Annotated in this window: 16 protein-coding genes; 5 read left to right on the plus strand and 11 right to left on the minus strand. The window is 42.0% G+C overall.

Going from position 1 to position 20770, the window contains the following annotated elements; translation table 11 throughout:
• The first annotated feature begins 23 nt into the window (after window positions 1-23).
• On the plus strand, window positions 24-1154 hold the full coding sequence (nrdB, locus tag AOG27_RS02075; RefSeq protein WP_054551358.1) for a class Ia ribonucleoside-diphosphate reductase subunit beta: 1131 nt from the start codon (window positions 24-26) through the stop codon (window positions 1152-1154).
• Window positions 1154-1426 (plus strand): class I ribonucleotide reductase maintenance protein YfaE, encoded by a 273-nt coding sequence (gene yfaE, locus AOG27_RS02080; RefSeq protein WP_054551359.1) that lies wholly within the window; start codon window positions 1154-1156, stop codon window positions 1424-1426. Before nrdB ends, yfaE begins: the two co-directional genes overlap by 1 nt.
• Here yfaE and AOG27_RS02085 read toward each other — a convergent pair.
• Window positions 1423-1950, minus strand: a complete 528-nt coding sequence (locus tag AOG27_RS02085; RefSeq protein WP_054551360.1) for a YaeQ family protein — start codon at window positions 1948-1950, stop codon at window positions 1423-1425. The genes yfaE and AOG27_RS02085 overlap by 4 nt on opposite strands.
• Before the next feature lie 165 nt (window positions 1951-2115).
• On the opposite strand from AOG27_RS02085, the gene AOG27_RS02090 reads away from it, so the two are divergent.
• Window positions 2116-4530 carry a TonB-dependent receptor gene (locus tag AOG27_RS02090; protein WP_054551361.1) on the plus strand — a complete coding sequence of 805 codons (2415 nt, stop codon included), beginning with the start codon at window positions 2116-2118 and terminating at the stop codon, window positions 4528-4530.
• An 84-nt stretch (window positions 4531-4614) separates the two neighbouring features.
• Here the strand turns inward: AOG27_RS02090 and glnS are convergent, their stop codons facing one another.
• A complete protein-coding gene (gene glnS, locus AOG27_RS02095) occupies window positions 4615-6282 on the minus strand; it encodes a glutamine--tRNA ligase (protein ID WP_054551362.1) in 1668 nt (555 codons plus the stop codon).
• Window positions 6283-6510: 228 nt separating this feature from the next.
• Between glnS and AOG27_RS02100 the strand changes: the two genes are divergently transcribed.
• Window positions 6511-7581: a DUF3083 family protein gene (locus AOG27_RS02100; protein WP_054551363.1), complete on the plus strand. Its 1071-nt coding sequence runs from the start codon at window positions 6511-6513 to the stop codon at window positions 7579-7581.
• A 76-nt stretch (window positions 7582-7657) separates the two neighbouring features.
• Here the strand turns inward: AOG27_RS02100 and argA are convergent, their stop codons facing one another.
• The 9 genes from argA to sdhC form a co-directional block, all read right to left on the minus strand.
• Window positions 7658-8998, minus strand: coding sequence for an amino-acid N-acetyltransferase (gene argA, locus AOG27_RS02105; RefSeq protein ID WP_054551364.1), 1341 nt, complete (start codon window positions 8996-8998; stop codon window positions 7658-7660).
• Between the two features lie 194 nt (window positions 8999-9192).
• Window positions 9193-10065, minus strand: a complete 873-nt coding sequence (sucD, locus tag AOG27_RS02110; RefSeq protein WP_054551365.1) for a succinate--CoA ligase subunit alpha — start codon at window positions 10063-10065, stop codon at window positions 9193-9195.
• Window positions 10065-11231, minus strand: a complete 1167-nt coding sequence (sucC, locus tag AOG27_RS02115; protein WP_054551366.1) for an ADP-forming succinate--CoA ligase subunit beta — start codon at window positions 11229-11231, stop codon at window positions 10065-10067. Before sucC ends, sucD begins: the two co-directional genes overlap by 1 nt.
• A gap of 177 nt (window positions 11232-11408) precedes the next feature.
• Complete coding sequence (gene odhB, locus AOG27_RS02120; protein WP_054551367.1) at window positions 11409-12908, minus strand: 2-oxoglutarate dehydrogenase complex dihydrolipoyllysine-residue succinyltransferase; 1500 nt, start codon at window positions 12906-12908, stop codon at window positions 11409-11411.
• A 3-nt stretch (window positions 12909-12911) separates the two neighbouring features.
• Entirely contained in the window at window positions 12912-15731 is a 2820-nt protein-coding gene (locus AOG27_RS02125; RefSeq protein WP_054551368.1) for a 2-oxoglutarate dehydrogenase E1 component, read from the minus strand.
• 84 nt (window positions 15732-15815) lie between these two features.
• A complete protein-coding gene (locus AOG27_RS02130) occupies window positions 15816-16532 on the minus strand; it encodes a succinate dehydrogenase iron-sulfur subunit (RefSeq protein WP_054551369.1) in 717 nt (238 codons plus the stop codon).
• Between the two features lie 10 nt (window positions 16533-16542).
• Complete coding sequence (gene sdhA, locus AOG27_RS02135; RefSeq protein ID WP_054551370.1) at window positions 16543-18315, minus strand: succinate dehydrogenase flavoprotein subunit; 1773 nt, start codon at window positions 18313-18315, stop codon at window positions 16543-16545.
• Complete coding sequence (sdhD, locus tag AOG27_RS02140; RefSeq protein ID WP_054551371.1) at window positions 18316-18663, minus strand: succinate dehydrogenase, hydrophobic membrane anchor protein; 348 nt, start codon at window positions 18661-18663, stop codon at window positions 18316-18318. It abuts the gene before it with no gap.
• Window positions 18654-19031, minus strand: coding sequence for a succinate dehydrogenase, cytochrome b556 subunit (sdhC, locus tag AOG27_RS02145; protein ID WP_082389167.1), 378 nt, complete (start codon window positions 19029-19031; stop codon window positions 18654-18656). The genes sdhD and sdhC overlap by 10 nt, the downstream gene beginning before the upstream one ends.
• 408 nt (window positions 19032-19439) lie before the next feature.
• Between sdhC and AOG27_RS02150 the strand changes: the two genes are divergently transcribed.
• Window positions 19440-20726, plus strand: coding sequence for a citrate synthase (locus tag AOG27_RS02150; protein WP_054551373.1), 1287 nt, complete (start codon window positions 19440-19442; stop codon window positions 20724-20726).
• The last annotated feature ends 44 nt before the right edge of the window (window positions 20727-20770 follow it).

Genomic DNA, 20770 nt, shown 5'->3' on the forward strand with positions numbered 1-20770 from the left:
TGACTGTTTTTTGAGAAATCACTATGTCATATACAACTTTTAGCCGAAATCATAATAACCAATTACAAGAACCGATGTTTTTCGGCCAAACGGTAAACGTGTCACGTTACGACCAACAAAAGTACCCTATCTTCGAAAAGCTAATCGAAAAGCAACTTTCGTTCTTTTGGCGTCCTGAAGAAGTTGATGTAAGTAAAGACCGTCTTGACTTCCAAGCGTTACCAGAACACGAAAAGCACATATTTTTAAGTAACTTAAAATATCAAACGCTTCTTGATAGTGTACAAGGCCGTTCACCTAACGTTGCGTTATTACCTATTGTGTCTATTCCTGAGTTAGAAACTTGGATTGAAACATGGGCGTTCAGTGAAACCATTCACAGCCGTTCATACACGCACATTATTCGTAACGTTACGCAATCTCCTGAACTTATCTTTGACGATATCGTAAGCAACGAGAAAATCAGTGAGCGTGCTGATGCGGTAACTAAGTACTACGATGATTTAATTAACATGATTTCTGTTTACAACCTATATGGTGAAGGTAAACATGTGATCAACGGTGAAGAAGTTAAAGTCAGTTTATTTGACCTTAAAAAGCAACTTTACCTAGCAATGATGTCGGTTAACATCTTAGAAGCGATTCGTTTCTATGTAAGCTTTGCTTGTTCATTTGCTTTCGCTGAGCGTGAATTAATGGAAGGTAACGCAAAAATCATCAAGCTAATCGCCCGTGATGAAGCGTTACACTTATCTGGCACACAGCACATCTTGAACATTATGCAAGAAGGTAAAGACGACCCAGAAATGGCAATCGTTGCAGCACAATGTCGTGAAGAAGCAATTCAGATGTTTGTTGAAGCAGCAGAACAAGAAAAAGATTGGGCAGAATACCTGTTCAAGGATGGTTCTATGATTGGTCTTAACAAAGATATCTTATGCCAATACGTTGAATACATAACTAATGCACGTATGACTGCGGTAGGCCTACCAGCACAGTTCGAAAGTAAGAGTAACCCTATTCCGTGGATCAACTCTTGGTTAGTATCTGACAACGTTCAAGTTGCTCCACAAGAAGCTGAAATCAGCTCTTACCTTGTTGGTCAAATTGACTCTCAAGTTGATGCATCTGACTTTGGTGATTTCGACCTGTAATGAGCTCAAACACCACTGCAGAGGTTATCCTTGCAGGAACAGACAGCCAGAATCTTGAATTTGATTCTGGCTGTTCATCTCTCCTTGAATGCCTAGAACAACACAAAATAGATGTCCCCTACCAATGCCGTGAAGGTTATTGTGGCGCATGCCGTGCAAAATTAGTCGAAGGTGATGTGAGCTACAATCAAGAGCCGCTTGCTTTTGTTAGAACTGGTGAAGTATTGCTGTGTTGTAGTAAACCCAATGGCAAGGTAAAAATTGAGCTTTAATGCCAAATAAGCTTACTCGTTTGGTAGAAATTTTCTTTATCTGACACACTCACCATTTGCTGATCAATCGTAACATCCCACTGCAGATTTTTAGTTAGATGACTCGCTAATTCCTCAATAAAGCTGTTATCAAACGCAATTAAATGACCATTATTAATAAGTTCCAACTGGTGTTCATTTTCTTTAAGCCAGTCGTTGTTTAAGGTTGTCACGACCCACAGTTCATCAACCCGCTTCGCGATTTTATTAAGCTGCACAATATCCGGTTGGTCAACAGCAAGCCATGTTTGATAGTGGTCATCAAGCGCTTTTATTGACACATCCGGTTCAGCATGACTGAACCTTGCATTCAATATGGCTGTTTCGTTGTGTGAAAATAAGCAATAACTTAAAAGCTTGAGTACAAAGTGTTGATAGCTTTCACGACGGTCACAAGCAGTGGTAAACACCTCTTTGTGATTACGATGCTCTCTTAAATCAGCAATAGTAAAATTTGCTTTGAATACCCTATTTTTATCAGACATAAGATTCAGCCATCTCAGTGTAACAGTCTAAGTATAGTGTATGGTGATAAAATCGCGACTTAGGGTTAAGGTATAGGTAAAGTTATAGTATAACGTTATTGCGATTAATATTTTCAGCGTTATAATATAACGCAACACTCAACAACAAACTTAGAAGTAGTAATGATGAAACAAGTTTCAATTCTTTCTAGTGCTGTTGCCGCTGCGCTGTTTTCTCAATCAACAATGGCTGCTGTGATCACAGGTCAAGTATTAGATAAAAACCAACAACCTATCAGCAATGCTGAAATACATGTACACGGCAAATCACAAAGCGTTGTGACTGACAAACAAGGTCAGTTTAAAATTGATGTAGACAATAAAGGTCAGCTTCACATCAGTAAAAACAATTTCATCGATAAGCGTATTGCTATTAATGGCGAAGACCAAAATGTTGTGGTTACGCTTACACCAACCTCAGTTGAAACGGTTGTTGTTTATGCATCAGCGCTTCATAAAAATAGTCTTGAAATGATTTCGCCTGTGAATGTTTTAGCCGGTGATGAGTTAAAAGACAAAGCAAAACCGACATTAGGCGAAACACTAAAAGGTTTACCGGGCGTTAATGCTAGCTACTTTGGCCCAGTTTCATCAAGCCCAATTATTCGTGGTTTAGATGGTCCGCGTGTGAAGATCACCCAAAATGGCCTTGATAGCAGTGATGCATCTCGTATAGGCCCTGACCACGCAACATCAAATGACAGCCTAGCAGCAGAGCAAATCGAAGTACTTCGCGGCCCTGCTACTCTACTTTATGGCTCTGGCGCTATCGGTGGTGTGGTGAACGTTGTTGATAACCGTATTCCTACCGATAACATCGAGTCTTTAACCGGTGCTGCTCAATATACACACGATACAGTATCTAATACCAACACCTATGCTGCAAAACTTGAAACCGGTAACGATGGTTTCAACTTCCATTTTGACGGTACTAAGCGCAAAGGTCACGATTACGACACACCGAACTTTGAGCTTCCTGAGGAACATGAAGAGCACGAGGAGCATGAAGGTGAAGAGCATGAAGAACACGAAACAGCTAACAGCGTAGAAAACACCTTTATCGATAGCCAAACAGTTAACTTTGGTACTAGTTACGTGGGCGATCACCTAACGCTAGGTGTGTCATTCGGCCGCATCGAAACAGATTACGGTATTCCTGCTCATGAGCATCATCATCATGAAGAAGAGGAAGATCATGACGAACATGAAGGTGAAGAAGAGCACGAAGAATCAGTATTTGCACAGCTAGAGCAAGACCGCTGGCAAGGCTACATGAGCTATGCACTTCATGATAACTGGATTGAAAATATCTCACTACGCGTTGGCTACACAGACTACAAACACGCTGAAATTGAAGATGGTGCAGTGGGCACCGTGTTTACAAACAAAACAACCGAAGCACGTGCAACCGTTGAGCACAAGTTAGGTCTTTGGCACGGTATGGCTGGTTATCACTACACTGAGTCTGACTATGATGCAGATGGTGAAGAAGCCTTTACGCCAGCAAGTGTCACTAAAACAAACGCGTTATTCGTTCTTGAAGAGCGCCAGTTTGGTGATGTGACCATTGAGCTAGGTGCACGCCTTGAAGATTATCAAATCGATTCTGCTGTAAGCATGGCTGAGCATCTTCATGATCACGATCATGAAGAGGAAGAAGAGCACCATGACGAAGAAAAAACTGAAATCATTAACTACAGTGAAGATTTCACAAACCTAAGCTTATCTGCAGGTGCAATTTGGCAATATCAAGAAGGCCAAAGTGTTGCTCTGAGTGTATCACGTTCAGAACGTGCGCCGCTAAGTGCTGAATTACTTTCAAACGGTATTCATATCGCAACAGGTACTTATGAGCTAGGCCTTGGTTATCATATTGAAGATGGCGAAATTCATTTTGAGCCAGAAGATATCAAGCAAGAAACTGCAACGAACTTTGATTTAAGTTTCCGTCGTTTTATTGGTGACTTTGGTTACACAGTTAACTTCTTCTATAACGACATTGAAAACTACTACTACCAGCAAAATACCGGTTTAGTTTTTGATGAAGAGCATGGCTTAGAATCAGCAGCTGATGCAGATGAAGATGCAATGGCGGTTTACCAATTCACAAGTAAAGATGCGAAATTATACGGTATTGAATTTGACGTACATTATCAAGTGACGCCAAGTGCGTTAGTTAAAGTGTTTGGTGATTCAACAACGGCTAAGCTAAAAGATGATGAAGGTTACTTACCTCGTATTCCGGCTAATAAACTGGGTTCTGAATTACAGTACACAGTGTCTGATTGGAAGTTTAGCCTAACCGGTACTCATTATTTTGAGCAGTCTGACATTACTGCTTACGAGACAAAAACTGACGGCTATACCCTATTTGATGCATCAGCTAACTACCAACTTGACTTAGGTCCTGTTGATACACAGCTTTACATCAATGTTGACAACTTAACCGATGAACTTGGTTTCGTACACAGCTCATTCATTAAAGAAAAAGCACCACTACCAGGTCGTAATTTCAGCTTAGGTATTCGCGGTTATTTCTAATCGCTTTTAATAGTTATAAAAAACCCTTTCACTTTAAAAGTGAAAGGGTTTTTTATTAAGCTTAGAAACTTAGTAGATTAGGTATTAGCCCTTTTGTTCAATCTTCGCCCATGAATCACGAAGACCCACAGTTTGATTGAATACTAAGGTTTCTGCTTTGCTATCACGACAGAAGTAACCTGTACGCTCAAACTGGAAGCCCTGCTCTGCTTGTGCATTTGCAAGTGACGGCTCAACTTTCGCATTTTCAAGAACCACAAGTGATTCAGGATTTAGTGTTGCGTTAAAGTCTTCTGCTGCCGCTGGGTTTGGCACGTTAAATAAACGGTCGTATAAACGAACTTCAGCTGTGATAGATTCACTCGCTGATACCCAGTGAATTACACCTTTAACTTTACGGCCATCACTTGGGTTTTTACCCAGAGTTTCAGGATCGTAAGAGCAGAAGATAGTTGTAATTTCGCCGTTTTCGTCTTTTTCAACGCGCTCAGCTTTAATTACATACGCACCACGTAAACGTACTTCTTTATCAAGAACTAAACGCTTAAACTTATTGTTTGCTTCTTCACGGAAGTCTTCACGCTCGATATAAAGTTCACGAGTGAAAGGTACGTCACGGCGACCCATCTCTTCTTTATTCGGGTGATTTGCTACAGACAATGTTTCTACTTTATCTGCGTCATAGTTTTCGATAACAATCTTCACCGGATCAAGAACAGCCATTGCACGAGGTGCATGTTCATTTAGGTCTTCACGGATACAAGCTTCTAGCATGCCCATTTCAACCATGTTTTCTTGTTTAGTGATACCGATACGAGAACAGAACTCACGCACTGATGCAGGTGTATAACCACGACGACGTAGACCAGCAATCGTTGGCATACGTGGGTCGTCCCAGCCTTCAACATGACCATTTACTACTAAGTCGTTTAATTTACGCTTAGACATAATGGTGTACTCAAGATTTAATCGTGAGAACTCGATTTGTTGCGGATGACACTCAAGGCTGATGTTATCTAATACCCAATCGTATAAGCGACGGTTATCTTGGAACTCAAGCGTACATAATGAATGTGTAATACCTTCTAGCGCATCTGAAATACAGTGCGTGAAGTCGTACATTGGGTAAATGCACCACTTGTCACCTGTTTGGTGGTGATGAGCAAAACGTACACGGTATAAAATTGGATCACGCAATACCATGAATGAGCTTGCCATATCGATTTTAGCACGCAGTACACATTCGCCCTCTTTGAACTCACCATTACGCATTTTTTCGAATAGCGCTAGGTTTTCTTCAACTGGCGTATCACGGTGTGGGCTATTTTTACCCGGCTCTTTTAAAGTACCACGGTATTCACGGGCTTGATCTGGCGATAAGAAACACACATACGCTAGGCCTTTTTCGATAAGCTCAACAGCATAGCCGTATAACGCATCGAAATAGTTAGATGAATATTTAATTTCACCATCCCACTGGAAACCTAACCACTGCACATCTTCTTTAATCGAATTTACGTAGTTGATGTCTTCTTTTTCTGGATTCGTATCATCAAAACGTAAGTTACAAAGACCTTGATAATCTTGGGCGATACCAAAATTCAAACAAATAGACTTTGCATGACCAATGTGTAAAAAACCGTTTGGTTCTGGTGGAAAACGCGTGTGTGTAGACGCATGCTTACCGCTTGCTAGATCTTCGTCGATACGCGTTCTAATAAAGTTACTTGGGCGATTCTCAATTTCCGCCATAGGAGCATAATCCTCTGAATATTGCATGGTGACAAAACTAATGCATTATTACAAAAACAAACCCTAACATACAGTGGTTGCATCATGTTTATTGAAGATATTACGTCGATTGTTGAATACATAGTTCACAGACTCGACAAAATCGGTAAAAAAATTGTTCTAACGCAATAAAATGATCATTGACTAGCGATATAGTGCCGTCAGTTTCACTACCAATAAGGAAAAAAGATGGCTTCGCTCAATCAACATCGAGTCTATATTCCAAGCTCAGCACGTGCAAACCAGTATGTGTTAGTTGAATTTAAACCTACTGATGAGTTTTTTGCCCAGTTCACCAATGTGAGCTGTGCTTATAAGCGTCTTGCAAGGGAGTTATTTGCACTATGTGATGAGTATGAATTACATAATGTACACCTAATCGCCAACGATAAACTGCCAGTGGTTCGTTACCATGATGAGGCATATAGCTTAGAAACCGCTAAGCAAATTTTGTTTTTCTACAACCCACAATACCATGAAGCACATAACGTATTTGCCGATGGTGAGCAAAAATGCAAAAAAATTCGTTTATTGTTCTTAGCGACCGGTGAAGATATTCGCGCTCATGCGGCTAGTTTTCATCATAATGTGCAAAGAGTGATCAACTCACTACAAGAAAAGCTACTAAGCGGCCAACCACCTCTTAAAATTCGTGACCACCAACACCTAACTTATGATTTATTTGCTAAAGCAAAAGGTCACAAAGAAAGCTATGGCTATAAATTACGTAGCTTATACCCACGTTACCAGTCTCGCCAATGTCATGTGCCAAATGAACACAGTGAGATGACATACGCTGGGTTTTCGATTCCAGTAACTCGCGCCATTAAAACGCAATTTCAGCATATGTTGAATGAAGAGAATTATACGCAGTTTTATCAATACATCTTTGATGCATTCAAACGAGCATGTGATAAACGCGGATTAACACTCGGCGCTTTCATCGCTAACGGTACCCGCCCTATTGTTCGTAATAGCAATATTGATAACGCACAAAGTAACAGCGAACTGCAAAAGCTGACCTTTGATTGCAGCTCTGAGCAGGTGCAACTACAACAGTATTGGGATGCAGCTCAACTTGTAGATTCACTACATTTTGTGATTGCCGCAGCCGATAAAGACAAGCATGACATTGGTTATGGTAAGTTTATGAATCAAGTGCAAAGTGCGATAAATGAAGTTACTGACGAGCTGGCATTTAATCCGACTCGCCAAGATTTACGTGTGCGTTTTTATCAGCACATTAACTATCAATATTAAGAGTATACCCAAGCCCCTCAATATGCTGAAACTCGCACCTTGGGGTGGTTTGGGTATATAAGAGGTGACACATGCGTCACCTCTTATTACCTAGCTTAGTTAAATCTAGACGCAATACTTTAGAGCGGCGTTCATGATTATATAGCGCTTTTTTCTTCGCAGGTAACTCATCAACTGTCACTATTTCAAAACTTTGCTCTAAAAACCAGTGAATGCTGCGTGTGGTGAGAGCAAATAAATGCGAATAACCTGCACGTTTAGCCTTATTAATAATAAACCTCAGTAGATAACTGCCGCGGTCGGCATCTCGGTACTGAGGGTGAACAGCCAAACTTGCAAACTCCCCTACTTGTTCATCAGCAAACGGATACAAAGCCGCACAGGCAATGATTAGCCCATCACGCTCAATAACTGTAAATTGTTCAATTTCGATTTCTAGCTGTTCACGAGAACGGCGCACTAAATAACCTTGTTGTTCAAGGGGTCTAATAAGGTTAATGATACCGGTAATATCAGCAATACTTGCACTTCGTAATTGCTCAGAGCTTTGTGGTGCGATTTGTGTACCAATACCATCTAAAGAGAACAACTCTTGTAATAATGCGCCATCCTCTTTGTAACTAACAAGATGGCAACGATGTACGCCACCTCGACAAGCATCAATTGCAGCTTGTAAGAATACAGTAGCACTTAAACATGAATCTGGTTGCTTGCGATAGTTTACTAGTAGCTGCTCAGCTTCATTTGGCATTAGCTCTGCAATCGCTTCACCATTTTCATCCAAAATACCGGCTTCTTGACAAAAGCCAAGCATTTTATCGGCGCGTAGTTTGAGCGCTACTTGCGTAGCAATCTCTTCAGCAGTTAAGTTAAAGCTTTCACCTGTTACAGACGCCGCTATTGGCCCAAGCAGAACAATTCCGTTGTTATCTAACTGGTGGCGAATACCCGCAACATCGATACGTCTCACTCTACCTGAATGATGATAGTCAACACCTTCATCAATACCTAAAGGCTGAGCAATAACAAAATTACCACTCACCACATTTAAAAATGAGCCAGACATAGGTGTACTACTTAAAGACGTAGATAAACGCGCGGTTATATCGAACTGCATTGCACCCGCAACTTTTTTAATTACATCAAATGTTGCGTTATCAGTTACCCGTATCTCATTATGAAACTGACTAGTTATGCCAACTTGTTCAAGCGCTGCGTTAAACTGTGGACGAGCACCAAACACTAAAACAATCTTGATACCAAGACTAGTTAATAACGCGACATCGTTGATGATGCTGCGACAACCAGACTGATCGATCGCCTCTCCGCCAAGCATAACAACGAATGTTTTACCGCGGTGAGCATTAACGTATGGAGTTGACTGGCGAAATCCATCTACCAATTCTGTGGTACGCACGTAATATTTACCTTATTAAAGTCGAATGTTTTAATAAAAACAGATATACAAGCCACAAGTGTAGAGAATTTATATTCACAAATAAAGCATTATTATTCTTAATTTGTAGGTGGAATTTTCGTGCGAGTTATAAGAAAGGGATAAATACAAAAAAGGCCCGCATTAGCGAGCCTTTTTTAAGAGATTAGAACTGATTACCAGCCTGTTTTCTCTTTAAGTGCATTACCGATATCAGCTAATGAACGTACAGTTTTTACGCCAGCAGCTTCTAATGCAGCAAATTTCTCATCAGCAGTACCTTTACCGCCTGCGATGATTGCACCAGCGTGACCCATACGCTTACCTGCAGGTGCAGTAACACCAGCAATGTAAGAAACAACAGGTTTAGTCACGTTGTGCTTGATGTATTCTGCAGCTTCTTCTTCTGCAGTACCACCGATTTCACCGATCATAACGATAGCTTCAGTTTGCTCGTCTTTTTCGAACATTTCTAAAACGTCGATGAAGTTAGTGCCAGGGATTGGGTCACCACCGATACCAACACATGTTGATTGGCCGAAACCAGCGTCAGTAGTTTGCTTAACCGCTTCATAAGTAAGAGTACCAGAACGTGATACGATACCTACTTTACCAGGCTTGTGGATGTGACCAGGCATGATACCGATCTTAGTTTCACCCGGAGTGATAACACCTGGGCAGTTAGGACCGATCATACGAACACCAGTTTCATCAAGCTTAACTTTAACGTCAACCATGTCTAGTGTTGGGATACCTTCAGTGATACAAACGATTAGCTCGATGCCAGCATCGATAGCTTCTAAGATTGCATCTTTACAGAAAGGTGCTGGTACGTAGATAACTGATGCAGTTGCGCCAGTTGCTTCAACAGCGTCACGTACTGTGTTGAATACTGGAAGACCAAGATGCGTTTGACCGCCTTTACCTGGGCTTACACCACCAACCATTTGTGTACCGTACTCAAGCGCTTGCTCAGAGTGGAAAGTACCTTGGCCACCTGTGAAACCTTGACAGATAACTTTTGTATCTTTATTGATTAATACAGACATTATTTGCCCTCCGCAGCAGCAACAACTTTTTCAGCTGCGTCTGTTAGTGATTCAGCAGCGATGATGTTAAGGTCAGAACTAGCTAGTACTTCACGACCAAGTTCAGCGTTAGTACCTTCTAAACGTACTACTACAGGAACATTTACACCTACTTCTTTAACTGCACCGATGATACCTTCTGCGATCATGTCACAACGAACGATACCACCAAAGATGTTAACTAAAACAGCTTTAACGTTGTCGTCAGATAAGATGATCTTGAATGCTTCAGATACACGCTCTTTAGTTGCGCCGCCACCAACATCTAGGAAGTTAGCTGGCTTGCCACCGTGTAGGTTTACGATGTCCATAGTACCCATCGCTAGGCCTGCACCGTTAACCATACAACCAACGTTACCATCTAGTGCAACGTAGTTAAGTTCGAAGCTTGCAGCGTGAGCTTCACGCGCGTCTTCTTGTGAAGGATCGTGCATTTCACGGATTTTAGGTTGACGGTAAAGCGCGTTACCATCTACACCGATTTTACCGTCTAGACAGTGAAGGTTACCTTCGTCTGTGATTACTAGCGGGTTGATTTCTAATAATGCGAAATCGAAATCGTTGAACATGTTTGCAAGACCCATGAAGATCTTAACGAACTGTTTCATTTGAGTAGGGTTTAAACCTAGTTTGAAACCTAATTCACGAGCTTGGTAAGCTTGAGGACCAACTAATGGATCGATCTCAGCTTTGTGAATTAATTCTGGAGTTTCTTCTGCAACTTGCTCGATTTCAACACCACCTTCAGTAGATGCCATGAAAACAACTTTACGAGAAGCACGATCTACTACAGCGCCAAGGTATAATTCGTTAGCGATGTCAGTGCAGCTTTCAACAAGGATTTTAGCTACTGGCTGACCATTTTCGTCTGTTTGGTAAGTAACTAAGTTTTTACCTAACCAGTTCGCAGCGAACTCTTTAACTTCGTCGATTGTTTTAACTAGCTTAACACCGCCAGCTTTACCACGGCCACCTGCGTGAACCTGTGTTTTAACAACCCACATATCACCGCCGATTTTCTCAGCAGCTGCTGCAGCTTCTTCAGGTGTATCGCAAGCGAAACCTTGAGAAACTGGTAAACCATATTCGGCAAAAAGTTGTTTTGCCTGATACTCATGCAAATTCATGATGCTTTATCCAATTTTTTATACTAAAAGAGCTGAATATTTATGCAAAATAAACAGCTATCCCAAATTGCGCACTTAGTATAAATCCCAAGGCTCCACATGAAAACCCCAGTTAGACCAAAGGCGCAAAAAAAAAGCTGTGAACGCGGTTCACAGCTTAGTTTTCATACAACCAGATTAAACATCTAGTAGTAAACGAGTCGGATCTTCAAGTAACTCTTTAATTGTTACTAAGAAACCTACTGATTCTTTACCATCGATTTGTCGGTGATCATAAGATAACGCTAAGTACATCATAGGTAAGATTTCAACTTTACCATTTACAGCCATAGGACGCTCTTGGATTTTGTGCATACCTAAGATTGAAGACTGTGGTAAGTTGATGATTGGTGTAGATAGTAATGAACCGAATACACCACCGTTAGTGATAGTGAAGTTACCACCTGTCATGTCATCAATTGATAATTTACCGTCACGACCTTTAAGCGCTAGCTCACGGATACCTTTTTCGATTTCAGCAACTGATAGCTTGTCACAGTCTTTAAGAACTGGAGTAACAAGACCACGTGGTGTAGAAACCGCGATGCTGATGTCGAAGTAGTTGTGATAAACAATATCATCACCGTCGATAGACGCATTTACTTCAGGGAAACGCTTAAGTGCTTCAGTAACTGCTTTCACGTAGAAAGACATGAAGCCTAAACGGATACCGTGACGCTTTTCGAAAACTTCTTGGTACTGCTTACGAAGGTCCATGATTGGCTTCATGTTAACTTCGTTGAAAGTCGTTAACATTGCAGTTGAGTTTTTCGCTTCAAGAAGACGATTAGCGATTGTTTTACGTAAACGAGTCATAGGAACACGTTTTTGTGTACGGTCACCCATAGGTGCTGCTGGCGCTGCTGCTTCTGCTTTAGGCGCTGCTGCCGGTGCTTTTAAGAATGTATCAACATCTTCTTTAGTTACACGGCCATTCTTGCCAGTACCTTTGATTTTTGATGCATCAAGACCTTTCTCAGCGATTAAACGACGAACTGACGGTGTTAATACGTCAGAGCTGTCATTTGATTCGCTTGCTGGTGCTGCTTCAGCTTTAGGAGCTGCTGATGCCGGTGCTGCACCCGCTTTAACTGTACCAATTACTTGCTCACCAAGTACTGTTTCGCCTTCAGCGTGAATGTGCTCACCCATGATACCGTCTTCTTGAGCAACAACTTCAAGAACAACTTTATCAGTTTCGATGTCAACAAGGTTTTGGTCGCGTGTTACCGCTTCACCTGGTTGAACGTGCCAAGTAGCAATTGTCGCGTCTGCGACTGATTCTGGAAGTACAGGTACTTTAATGTCCACTTCTTTACCTTCTGATGCTGGTGCTGATTGCGCCGCTGGCGCGTCTTCTGATTTAGCTGGTGCAGAGTCGTCACTTGCTGGTGCAGCATCTGCATCACCAAGTAATGCAATTACTTGTTCGCCAAGTACCGTTGCACCTTCTTCTTGTGAAATTTCAGTGATTACACCGTCATTTGGTGCAACAACTTCTAAAACAACTTTATCTGTTTCGATATCTACTAAGTTTTGGTCGCGGCTTACTTTGTCGCCAACACTTACGTGCCATGTTGCAACAGTAGCATCAGCAACCGACTCAGGAAGTACAGGAACTTTAATTTCTGTGCTCATTGCTTATCCTTTCTTTTCAATAGTAAGCGCATCTGCAACGAGCGCTTGTTGTTCTTTATTATGCACTGACATGTAACCACACGCTGGTGATGCTGATGCTTTACGACCTGCGTAAGTTAATTTAGCACCGGCTGGGATTGCATCAACAAAGTGGTGTTGAGAACAATACCATGCACCTTGGTTTTGTGGCTCTTCTTGACACCAAACAAAATCTTTAACGTGTTGGTAACGCTGCATGATTGTATCCATCTCAGCGTGTGGGAATGGATATAATTGTTCTACACGAACAATAGCAATGTTATTTAATTCTTGCTTACGACGCTCTTGTAGTAGCTCGTAGTAAACTTTACCGCTACAGAATACAACGCGTTCTACTTTATCTGCAGCAATATCATCGATTTCATCGATCATATTGTGGAACACACCTTCAGATAACTCTTCAAGTGAAGATGTTGCCAACGGGTGACGAAGTAGCGACTTAGGCGTCATAACAATCAATGGACGACGAAGTGGACGTACAGATTGACGACGAAGCATTGCATAAACTTGCGCAGGTGTTGAAGGAACACATACTTGCATGTTGTGATCAGCACACAACTGTAAGAAACGCTCTAAACGTGCCGAGCTATGCTCAGGACCTTGACCTTCATAACCGTGTGGAAGTAAACATGTAAGACCACATAAACGGCCCCACTTCTGCTCACCTGAACTTAAGAATTGGTCAAATACAACTTGTGCACCGTTAGCGAAGTCACCAAATTGTGCTTCCCACATTACAAGTGACGTAGGTTCAGCTGTTGCGTAACCATATTCAAATGCAAGTACCGCTTCTTCAGAAAGAACTGAGTCATACACTTCAAATGCACCTTGCTTTTCGCTGATATTTTGCAGCGGCAAGTATGTTGATGCATCTTTTTGGTTATGAACAACAGCATGACGGTGGAAGAATGTACCACGGCCTGAGTCTTGACCTGTTAAACGGATATCTGTACCCGCATCAACAAGGGTTGCATAAGCAAGTGTTTCAGCCATACCCCAATCAAGTCGTTTTTCACCTGTCGCCATTAGCTTACGGTCGTCATAGATTTTCTTAACGCGCGACTGTGCTTTGTGGCTTTCTGGGAAGCTTGCTACTTTTTCGCCAAGCTCTTTTAACTTTTCAACCGATACTGTTGCATCGTACTCAACATCCCAATCGTGACCAACAAACTTAGCCCAATCAGAAGAGTGTGAGGTTTCTAGTTGAATTTCTTCAACAACACAGTTGCCTTTGTCTAAACCGTTACGGTAATCATCAGCAAGTGCTTTTACTTCATTTTCTGAGAATGAACCTTCAGCAACTAATTGGTCTGCGTAAATTAGACGAGGTACTGGATGCTTTTTGATTTTTTGGTACATAAGTGGTTGAGTCGCGTTCGGCTCATCCGCTTCGTTATGACCATGACGGCGATAACATACTAAATCAATCACTACATCACGTTTAAACTGGTTTCTGAAATCAAGTGCGATTTGAGTAACAAATGCAACCGCTTCAGGATCGTCAGAGTTAACGTGGAAAATTGGTGCCTGAACCATTTTCGCAATATCAGTACAGTATGGTGTAGAACGTACATCAGACTGTTTAGACGTTGTGAAACCAACTTGGTTATTTACAACGATACGGATACTACCACCACAACTAAATGCATTAGTTTGCGATAAGTTAAATGTTTCTTGTACAACACCTTGACCTGCGATTGCAGAGTCACCGTGAATAGTAATTGGTAATGCTTTAATACCTGACTTATCACCTAGACGGTCTAAACGAGCACGTACCGAACCCATAACCACTGGGTTAACAATTTCTAAGTGAGACGGGTTAAATGCAAGTGCCATGTGCACATTGCCACCCTTAGTTGCAAAGTCAGATGAGTAACCCATGTGATATTTAACATCACCTGAGCCTAATGTGTCTTTGTGTTTACCAGCGAACTCATCGAATAATTCTGATGGGTTTTTACCTAAAACGTTCACTAGTACGTTCAAGCGACCGCGGTGAGCCATACCAATAACAGCTTCTTTTTGTCCGCTTTCACCTGCACGATGAATTAGTTCTTTAAGCATTGGTACTAACGCATCACCACCTTCAAGTGAGAAACGTTTTGCACCAGGGAACTTAGCCCCTAAGTATTTTTCAAGACCATCTGCAGCTGTTAATCCTTTAAGGATACGTAGCTTTTCTTCTTTAGAGAACGTTGGACGTGATTGCACTGATTCTAAACGTTGTTGTAACCAACGCTTTTCTTCAGTTGAAGTGATGTGCATATACTCAGCACCAACCGACCCACAATAAGTCGTTTTGAGCGCTTGATATAGCTCACCTAATGGCATGGTTTCGCGACCGACAGCAAACGAACCCACATTGAATTCACGGTCAAAATCAGCTTCAGATAAATCGTGGTACTCTAATTCTAGATCACGAACACGTTCGCGTTGCCAAATACCTAATGGATCTAGGTTGGCATTTTGGTGACCACGGAAACGGAAAGCATTAATAAGTTGTAGCACCTTGACCTGTTTAGGATCACCAGAGCCACCCTCTGCTACCACTACTTCTCTATGCTTGTTTTTAGCAAGCTGTGCAAATTGTGAACGAACTTCTGAATGTTTAACATCAACATCCACACCATCAACTTTTGGTAATTGTTCGAACACTTCTCGCCACTCTTCTGGCACAGAAGTCGCATCATCTAAGTACGCTTCATAAAGCTCTTCTACGTAAGCAACGTTACCGCCGTTTAAGTGAGAAGATTCTAGCCATGCCTTCATCACACCTTCGTGCATTTATAAGCCCTTTTCTTTAGCGCAGAAATTAATTGTTGTAAAAACAAGGTGGTTAATCACTTAACCACCTTACATATTCAAGCTTTAAACAGCGCGGTTTAAAAGCATTGATTTGATTTGTCCAATTGCTTTGGTCGGGTTAAGACCTTTTGGACACACGCTAACACAGTTCATGATACTGTGACAACGGAACACGCTGAACGCATCGTCAAGGTCAGCAAGACGCTCTTCAGTCGCTGTATCGCGGCTATCAGCCAAGAAACGATACGCATGAAGAAGGCCCGCAGGACCGATGAACTTGTCTGGATTCCACCAGAACGAAGGACACGATGTTGAACAACATGCACATAAGATACACTCATATAAGCCATCTAACTTATCACGTTCTTCGATTGACTGAAGACGCTCACCCGCCGCTGGCGTGTCGTTAATTAGGTAAGGCTTAACTTTTTCGTATTGAGTGTAGAACTGACTCATGTCAATAACAAGGTCACGTACCACAGGTAAACCTGGTAATGGGCGAATTACGATTTTACCTTTGCCACCTTTAAGTAGCGTTGATAAAGGCGTGATACACGCTAAACCATTTTTACCATTCATGTTGATACCGTCTGAACCACACACACCTTCACGGCATGAACGACGGAATGATAATGTTGGATCTTGCTCCTTCAATTGCATAAGCGCATCCAATACCATCATATCTTGGCCTTCTTGCGTTTCTAGCGAGAAGTCCTGCATACGTGGTGCATTATCAACATCTGGATTGTAACGATAAACCGAAAATTGTACTTGTGCCATCGTCTCGCTCCTAGTATGTACGTGCTTTAGGTGGGAAAGCTTCACGCAGTTTCGGCGCGTAGTTTACATCACGTTTGCTCATTTCTTCGCTCTTAGGATCGTAGATTGAGTGACATAACCAGTTTTCGTCATCACGATCTGGGAAGTCAAAACGAGAGTGTGCACCACGGCTTTCTGTACGGAAGTTTGCAGCTACTGCTGTTGAGTAAGCTGTTTCCATCAAGTTATCAAGCTCTAGACATTCGATACGTGCAGTGTTGAACTCAGTCGACTTGTCATCAAGACGAGCGTACTGAAGACGTTCACGAATTTCTTTAAGCTCTTTAAGACCTGTTGCCATTGCATCACCTTCACGGAATACCGAGAAGTTAAGTTGCATACACATTTGTAGGTCTTTCTTGATTTGTACTGGGTCTTCACCTTGGCCAGCTTTAGAGCTTTCCCAACGGTTAAAGCGTGCAAGTGATGCTTCAAGGTCTGAATCAGACGCATCTTTACCTGCTTCAACACCGTTAAGGTACTTACCTAAGAAGTTACCAGCTGCGCGGCCGAATACAACTAAGTCAAGTAGTGAGTTACCACCTAGGCGGTTAGCACCGTGTACAGATACACATGCAATCTCACCAACAGCGAATAAACCTTCAACTACTTTCTCTTGGCCGTTCGCATCAATTTGTAATGCTTGACCATTTACGTTAGTTGGAACACCACCCATCATGTAGTGACATGTTGGGATAACTGGAATTGGCTCTTTAGCTGGATCAACGTGTGCGAATGTTTTCGCAAGGTCACATACGCCTGGAAGACGTAAGTTAAGTGTTTCTTCACCTAAGTGGTCAAGCTTAAGCTTGATGTGTGGACCATAAGGACCATCGCAACCACGACCTTCACGGATCTCAGTCATCATTGAACGAGCAACAACGTCACGAGATGCTAAGTCTTTTGCATTTGGGGCGTAACGTTCCATGAAGCGTTCGCCGTCTTTATTTAGAAGGTAACCACCTTCACCACGACAACCTTCAGTTACAAGTACACCGGCACCGGCGATACCTGTTGGGTGGAACTGCCACATTTCCATATCTTGCATTGCAACGCCAGCACGTGTAGCCATACCAACACCGTCACCAGTGTTGATGTGTGCATTCGTTGTCGATGCATAGATACGGCCTGCACCACCTGTTGCTAAAACAACAGCTTTTGATTTGAAGTAAACAACTTCGCCAGACTCGATGTCGATTGCTGTACAACCAACAACGTGACCGTCGCTGTTTTTAACTAAATCTAGTGCGTACCACTCAGAGAATACGTTAGTTTTGTTTTTAACGTTCTGTTGGTATAAACAGTGTAATAGCGCGTGACCTGTACGGTCAGCTGCTGCTGCAGTACGTGCAGCCTGTTCACCACCAAAGTTTTTCGACTGGCCGCCGAAAGGACGTTGATAAACACGGCCATTTTCAAAACGAGAAAATGGTAAACCCATGTTTTCTAATTCAGTAATAGCTTCTGGGCCTGTTTTACACATATATTCGATAGCGTCTTGGTCACCGATAAAATCGGAACCTTTAACAGTATCGTACATGTGCCATTCCCAGTTATCTTCATGTGAGTTACCCAGCGCAACCGTAATACCACCCTGTGCAGACACAGTGTGAGAACGTGTAGGGAAAACTTTTGAGATAAGTGCACAGGTTTTGCCTGATTCAGTGATAGCTAGTGCTGCGCGCATACCCGCACCACCGGCACCAATCACTACAGCGTCAAATTCACGAACAGAATAATTCACTTAAACACCCCATAAAACGATTAGACCAATTGCTACGTAAGCAACAGCCATAAGGTTTAATACAAAGCCTAAAACAGCACGTAATTTAGCGCATTTAACATAGTCAGTAAGAACTTGCCAAAGGCCGATACGGGTGTGAACCATGATGCAAACTAGGGTAATTAAGGTAAACCCTTTCATTGCTAGGTTAGAGAATAGGCCTTGCCAGGCTTCGAAAGTGACTTCTGGCGTACATAAAAAATAGCCGATAATAAAAATCGCGTAAGCGCTGATTATTAATGCTGTTGCACGTAGTGATACGAAATCTTGTACACCATCACGTTTAAGAGTTGCTTGATTTAAAACCATATCCACACTCCTGCTAGAATTGCAGCTACAACACCTAAAGCTAATGCAACTTTAGCGCTGAAGTTACCTGATTCAAGTTCTTCCCAGTGACCCATGTCCATAATGATATGACGGATACCACCAATTAAGTGATACGCCAATACAGAAATGGTGCCCCATGCTATGAATTTGGCAATGAATCCGCTGAACAGACCCTTGACGAATTCAAAACCTTCTGCAGAAGAAAGAGACTCAGACCAAGCCCAAATGACAAACGTTAAAGCAAAAAATAATGCAACACCGGTGACGCGGTGTAAAATTGATGCTTTAGCCGTTGCCGGCATAGATATAGTTGTTAGATCTAGATTTACAGGTCTTTGCTTTTTCACAGTTACTTGCCCATCTTGCCCTTATCGGGCTCATCTACTTGTTTTTCTAAAACCCATCAAAATGAATTTCGATGGAACTATCTAAGTAAACCGTGTTGATACACAAAAAGTTCACACTTATGCAAAACTCAAATGTAAAAATAAAGTTTACCTACAGACAATACGGTATAAAACCTTGGATAGTATATATAGCCAAAGGTCTTTTTACAATTCTTGTTTAGTAAGAGACGTTTGCGAATTAGCCAATAGTATAATATTTAATCCTGACAGAATATTTATTATCCATTTGTGCATAATGTTTATAAAAATTGACTTTATACCCCTCTTTCACGTTAAAATGAAAAGAATGTGCTTAAACAGATTCAGAACATAACAATCAGAGTTGTTATCTTAATAGGAGATAAATAGATGGCGGATAAGAAAGCCACGGTCCATATTGATGGTCTTGATCCAATCGAACTTCCAATTTACCAAGGCACTGCTGGCCAAGACGTAATCGACGTACGTACGTTAGGTTCACACGGTCACTTCACTTACGACCCAGGTTTCATGTCGACCGGTTCTTGTGAATCTTCAATCACTTACATTGATGGCGGCAAAGGTGTTCTATTACACCGTGGTTACCCAATCGAGCAATTAGCTGATGAATCAAACTACATCGAGCTTTGCTACTTACTATTAAACGGCGAATTACCGACTAAAGAACAATACGAAGCGTTTGCTCAAGAAATCACGCACAATACAATGCTTGATACTAAAATCGCAAACTTCTTCCAAGGTTTCCGCTTTGACGCTCACCCAATGGCAATGCTGTGTGGTGTTGTAGGTGCTCTTTCTTCTTTCTACCACGAAGATTTAGACATTACTGACGCAACACAACGTAAAACAAGCGCAATCAAGCTAGTTGCTAAACTACCAACTATCGCTGCGATGGCTTACAAATACAATGTAGGTCAACCGTTTGTTTACCCACGTAACGACTTAAGCTTCGCTGAAAACTTCTTACACATGATGTTCTCAGTACCAGCTGAAGAATACAAAGTAAGCCCTGTTCTTGCTAAAGCAATGGACAAAATCTTCATGCTTCACGCTGACCATGAGCAAAACGCATCAACGTCAACTGTTCGTCTAGCTGGTTCTTCAGGTGCTAACCCTTACGCGTGTATCGCGGCTGGTATCGCATCTCTATGGGGCCCTGCGCACGGTGGTGCTAACGAAGCATGTCTTAACATGTTAGAAGAAATCGGCTCTGTTGACCGTATCGACGAGTACGTTGCTAAAGCGAAAGATAAGTCTGATCCTTTCCGTCTTATGGGCTTTGGTCACCGCGTATACAAAAACTTCGACCCACGTGCGACAGTAATGCGTCAAACATGTCACGAAGTACTTGCTGAGCTAAACATTCAAGATCCACTTCTTGATATCGCTATGAAGCTTGAGCAAATTGCACTTGAAGACCCATACTTCGTTGAGAAGAAACTTTACCCTAACGTAGATTTCTACTCAGGTATCATCTTAAAAGCAATCGGTATTCCAACAAGCATGTTCACTGTAATCTTTGCAATGTCACGTACTGTTGGTTGGATCTCTCACTGGGATGAGATGCTTTCTCAACCTGGTCACAAGATCAGCCGTCCTCGTCAGTTATACACTGGTGAAACTTCACGCGATTACGTACCAACAGACAAGCGTTAATACGAATTTGCGTTTAAAAAAGGCCGCTATGCGGCCTTTTTTGT

It is taken from the genome of Pseudoalteromonas lipolytica (assembly GCF_001306915.1).
GTDB classification, from domain to species: domain Bacteria; phylum Pseudomonadota; class Gammaproteobacteria; order Enterobacterales; family Alteromonadaceae; genus Pseudoalteromonas; species Pseudoalteromonas simplex.

What these genes read in the sequence shown, in the direction of transcription:
- AOG27_RS02130 (WP_054551369.1), bottom strand. Translation starts at nt 16,532, where the DNA reads ATGGCACAAGTACAATTTTCGGTTTATCGTTACAATCCAGATGTTGAT.
- AOG27_RS02090 (WP_054551361.1), top strand. Translation starts at nt 2,116, where the DNA reads ATGAAACAAGTTTCAATTCTTTCTAGTGCTGTTGCCGCTGCGCTGTTT.
- sdhD (WP_054551371.1), bottom strand. Translation starts at nt 18,663, where the DNA reads ATGGTTTTAAATCAAGCAACTCTTAAACGTGATGGTGTACAAGATTTC.
- AOG27_RS02150 (WP_054551373.1), top strand. Translation starts at nt 19,440, where the DNA reads ATGGCGGATAAGAAAGCCACGGTCCATATTGATGGTCTTGATCCAATC.
- AOG27_RS02085 (WP_054551360.1), bottom strand. Translation starts at nt 1,950, where the DNA reads ATGTCTGATAAAAATAGGGTATTCAAAGCAAATTTTACTATTGCTGAT.
- yfaE (WP_054551359.1), top strand. Translation starts at nt 1,154, where the DNA reads ATGAGCTCAAACACCACTGCAGAGGTTATCCTTGCAGGAACAGACAGC.
- glnS (WP_054551362.1), bottom strand. Translation starts at nt 6,282, where the DNA reads ATGGCGGAAATTGAGAATCGCCCAAGTAACTTTATTAGAACGCGTATC.
- AOG27_RS02125 (WP_054551368.1), bottom strand. Translation starts at nt 15,731, where the DNA reads ATGCACGAAGGTGTGATGAAGGCATGGCTAGAATCTTCTCACTTAAAC.
- nrdB (WP_054551358.1), top strand. Translation starts at nt 24, where the DNA reads ATGTCATATACAACTTTTAGCCGAAATCATAATAACCAATTACAAGAA.
- sucC (WP_054551366.1), bottom strand. Translation starts at nt 11,231, where the DNA reads ATGAATTTGCATGAGTATCAGGCAAAACAACTTTTTGCCGAATATGGT.
- sucD (WP_054551365.1), bottom strand. Translation starts at nt 10,065, where the DNA reads ATGTCTGTATTAATCAATAAAGATACAAAAGTTATCTGTCAAGGTTTC.
- AOG27_RS02100 (WP_054551363.1), top strand. Translation starts at nt 6,511, where the DNA reads ATGGCTTCGCTCAATCAACATCGAGTCTATATTCCAAGCTCAGCACGT.
- odhB (WP_054551367.1), bottom strand. Translation starts at nt 12,908, where the DNA reads ATGAGCACAGAAATTAAAGTTCCTGTACTTCCTGAGTCGGTTGCTGAT.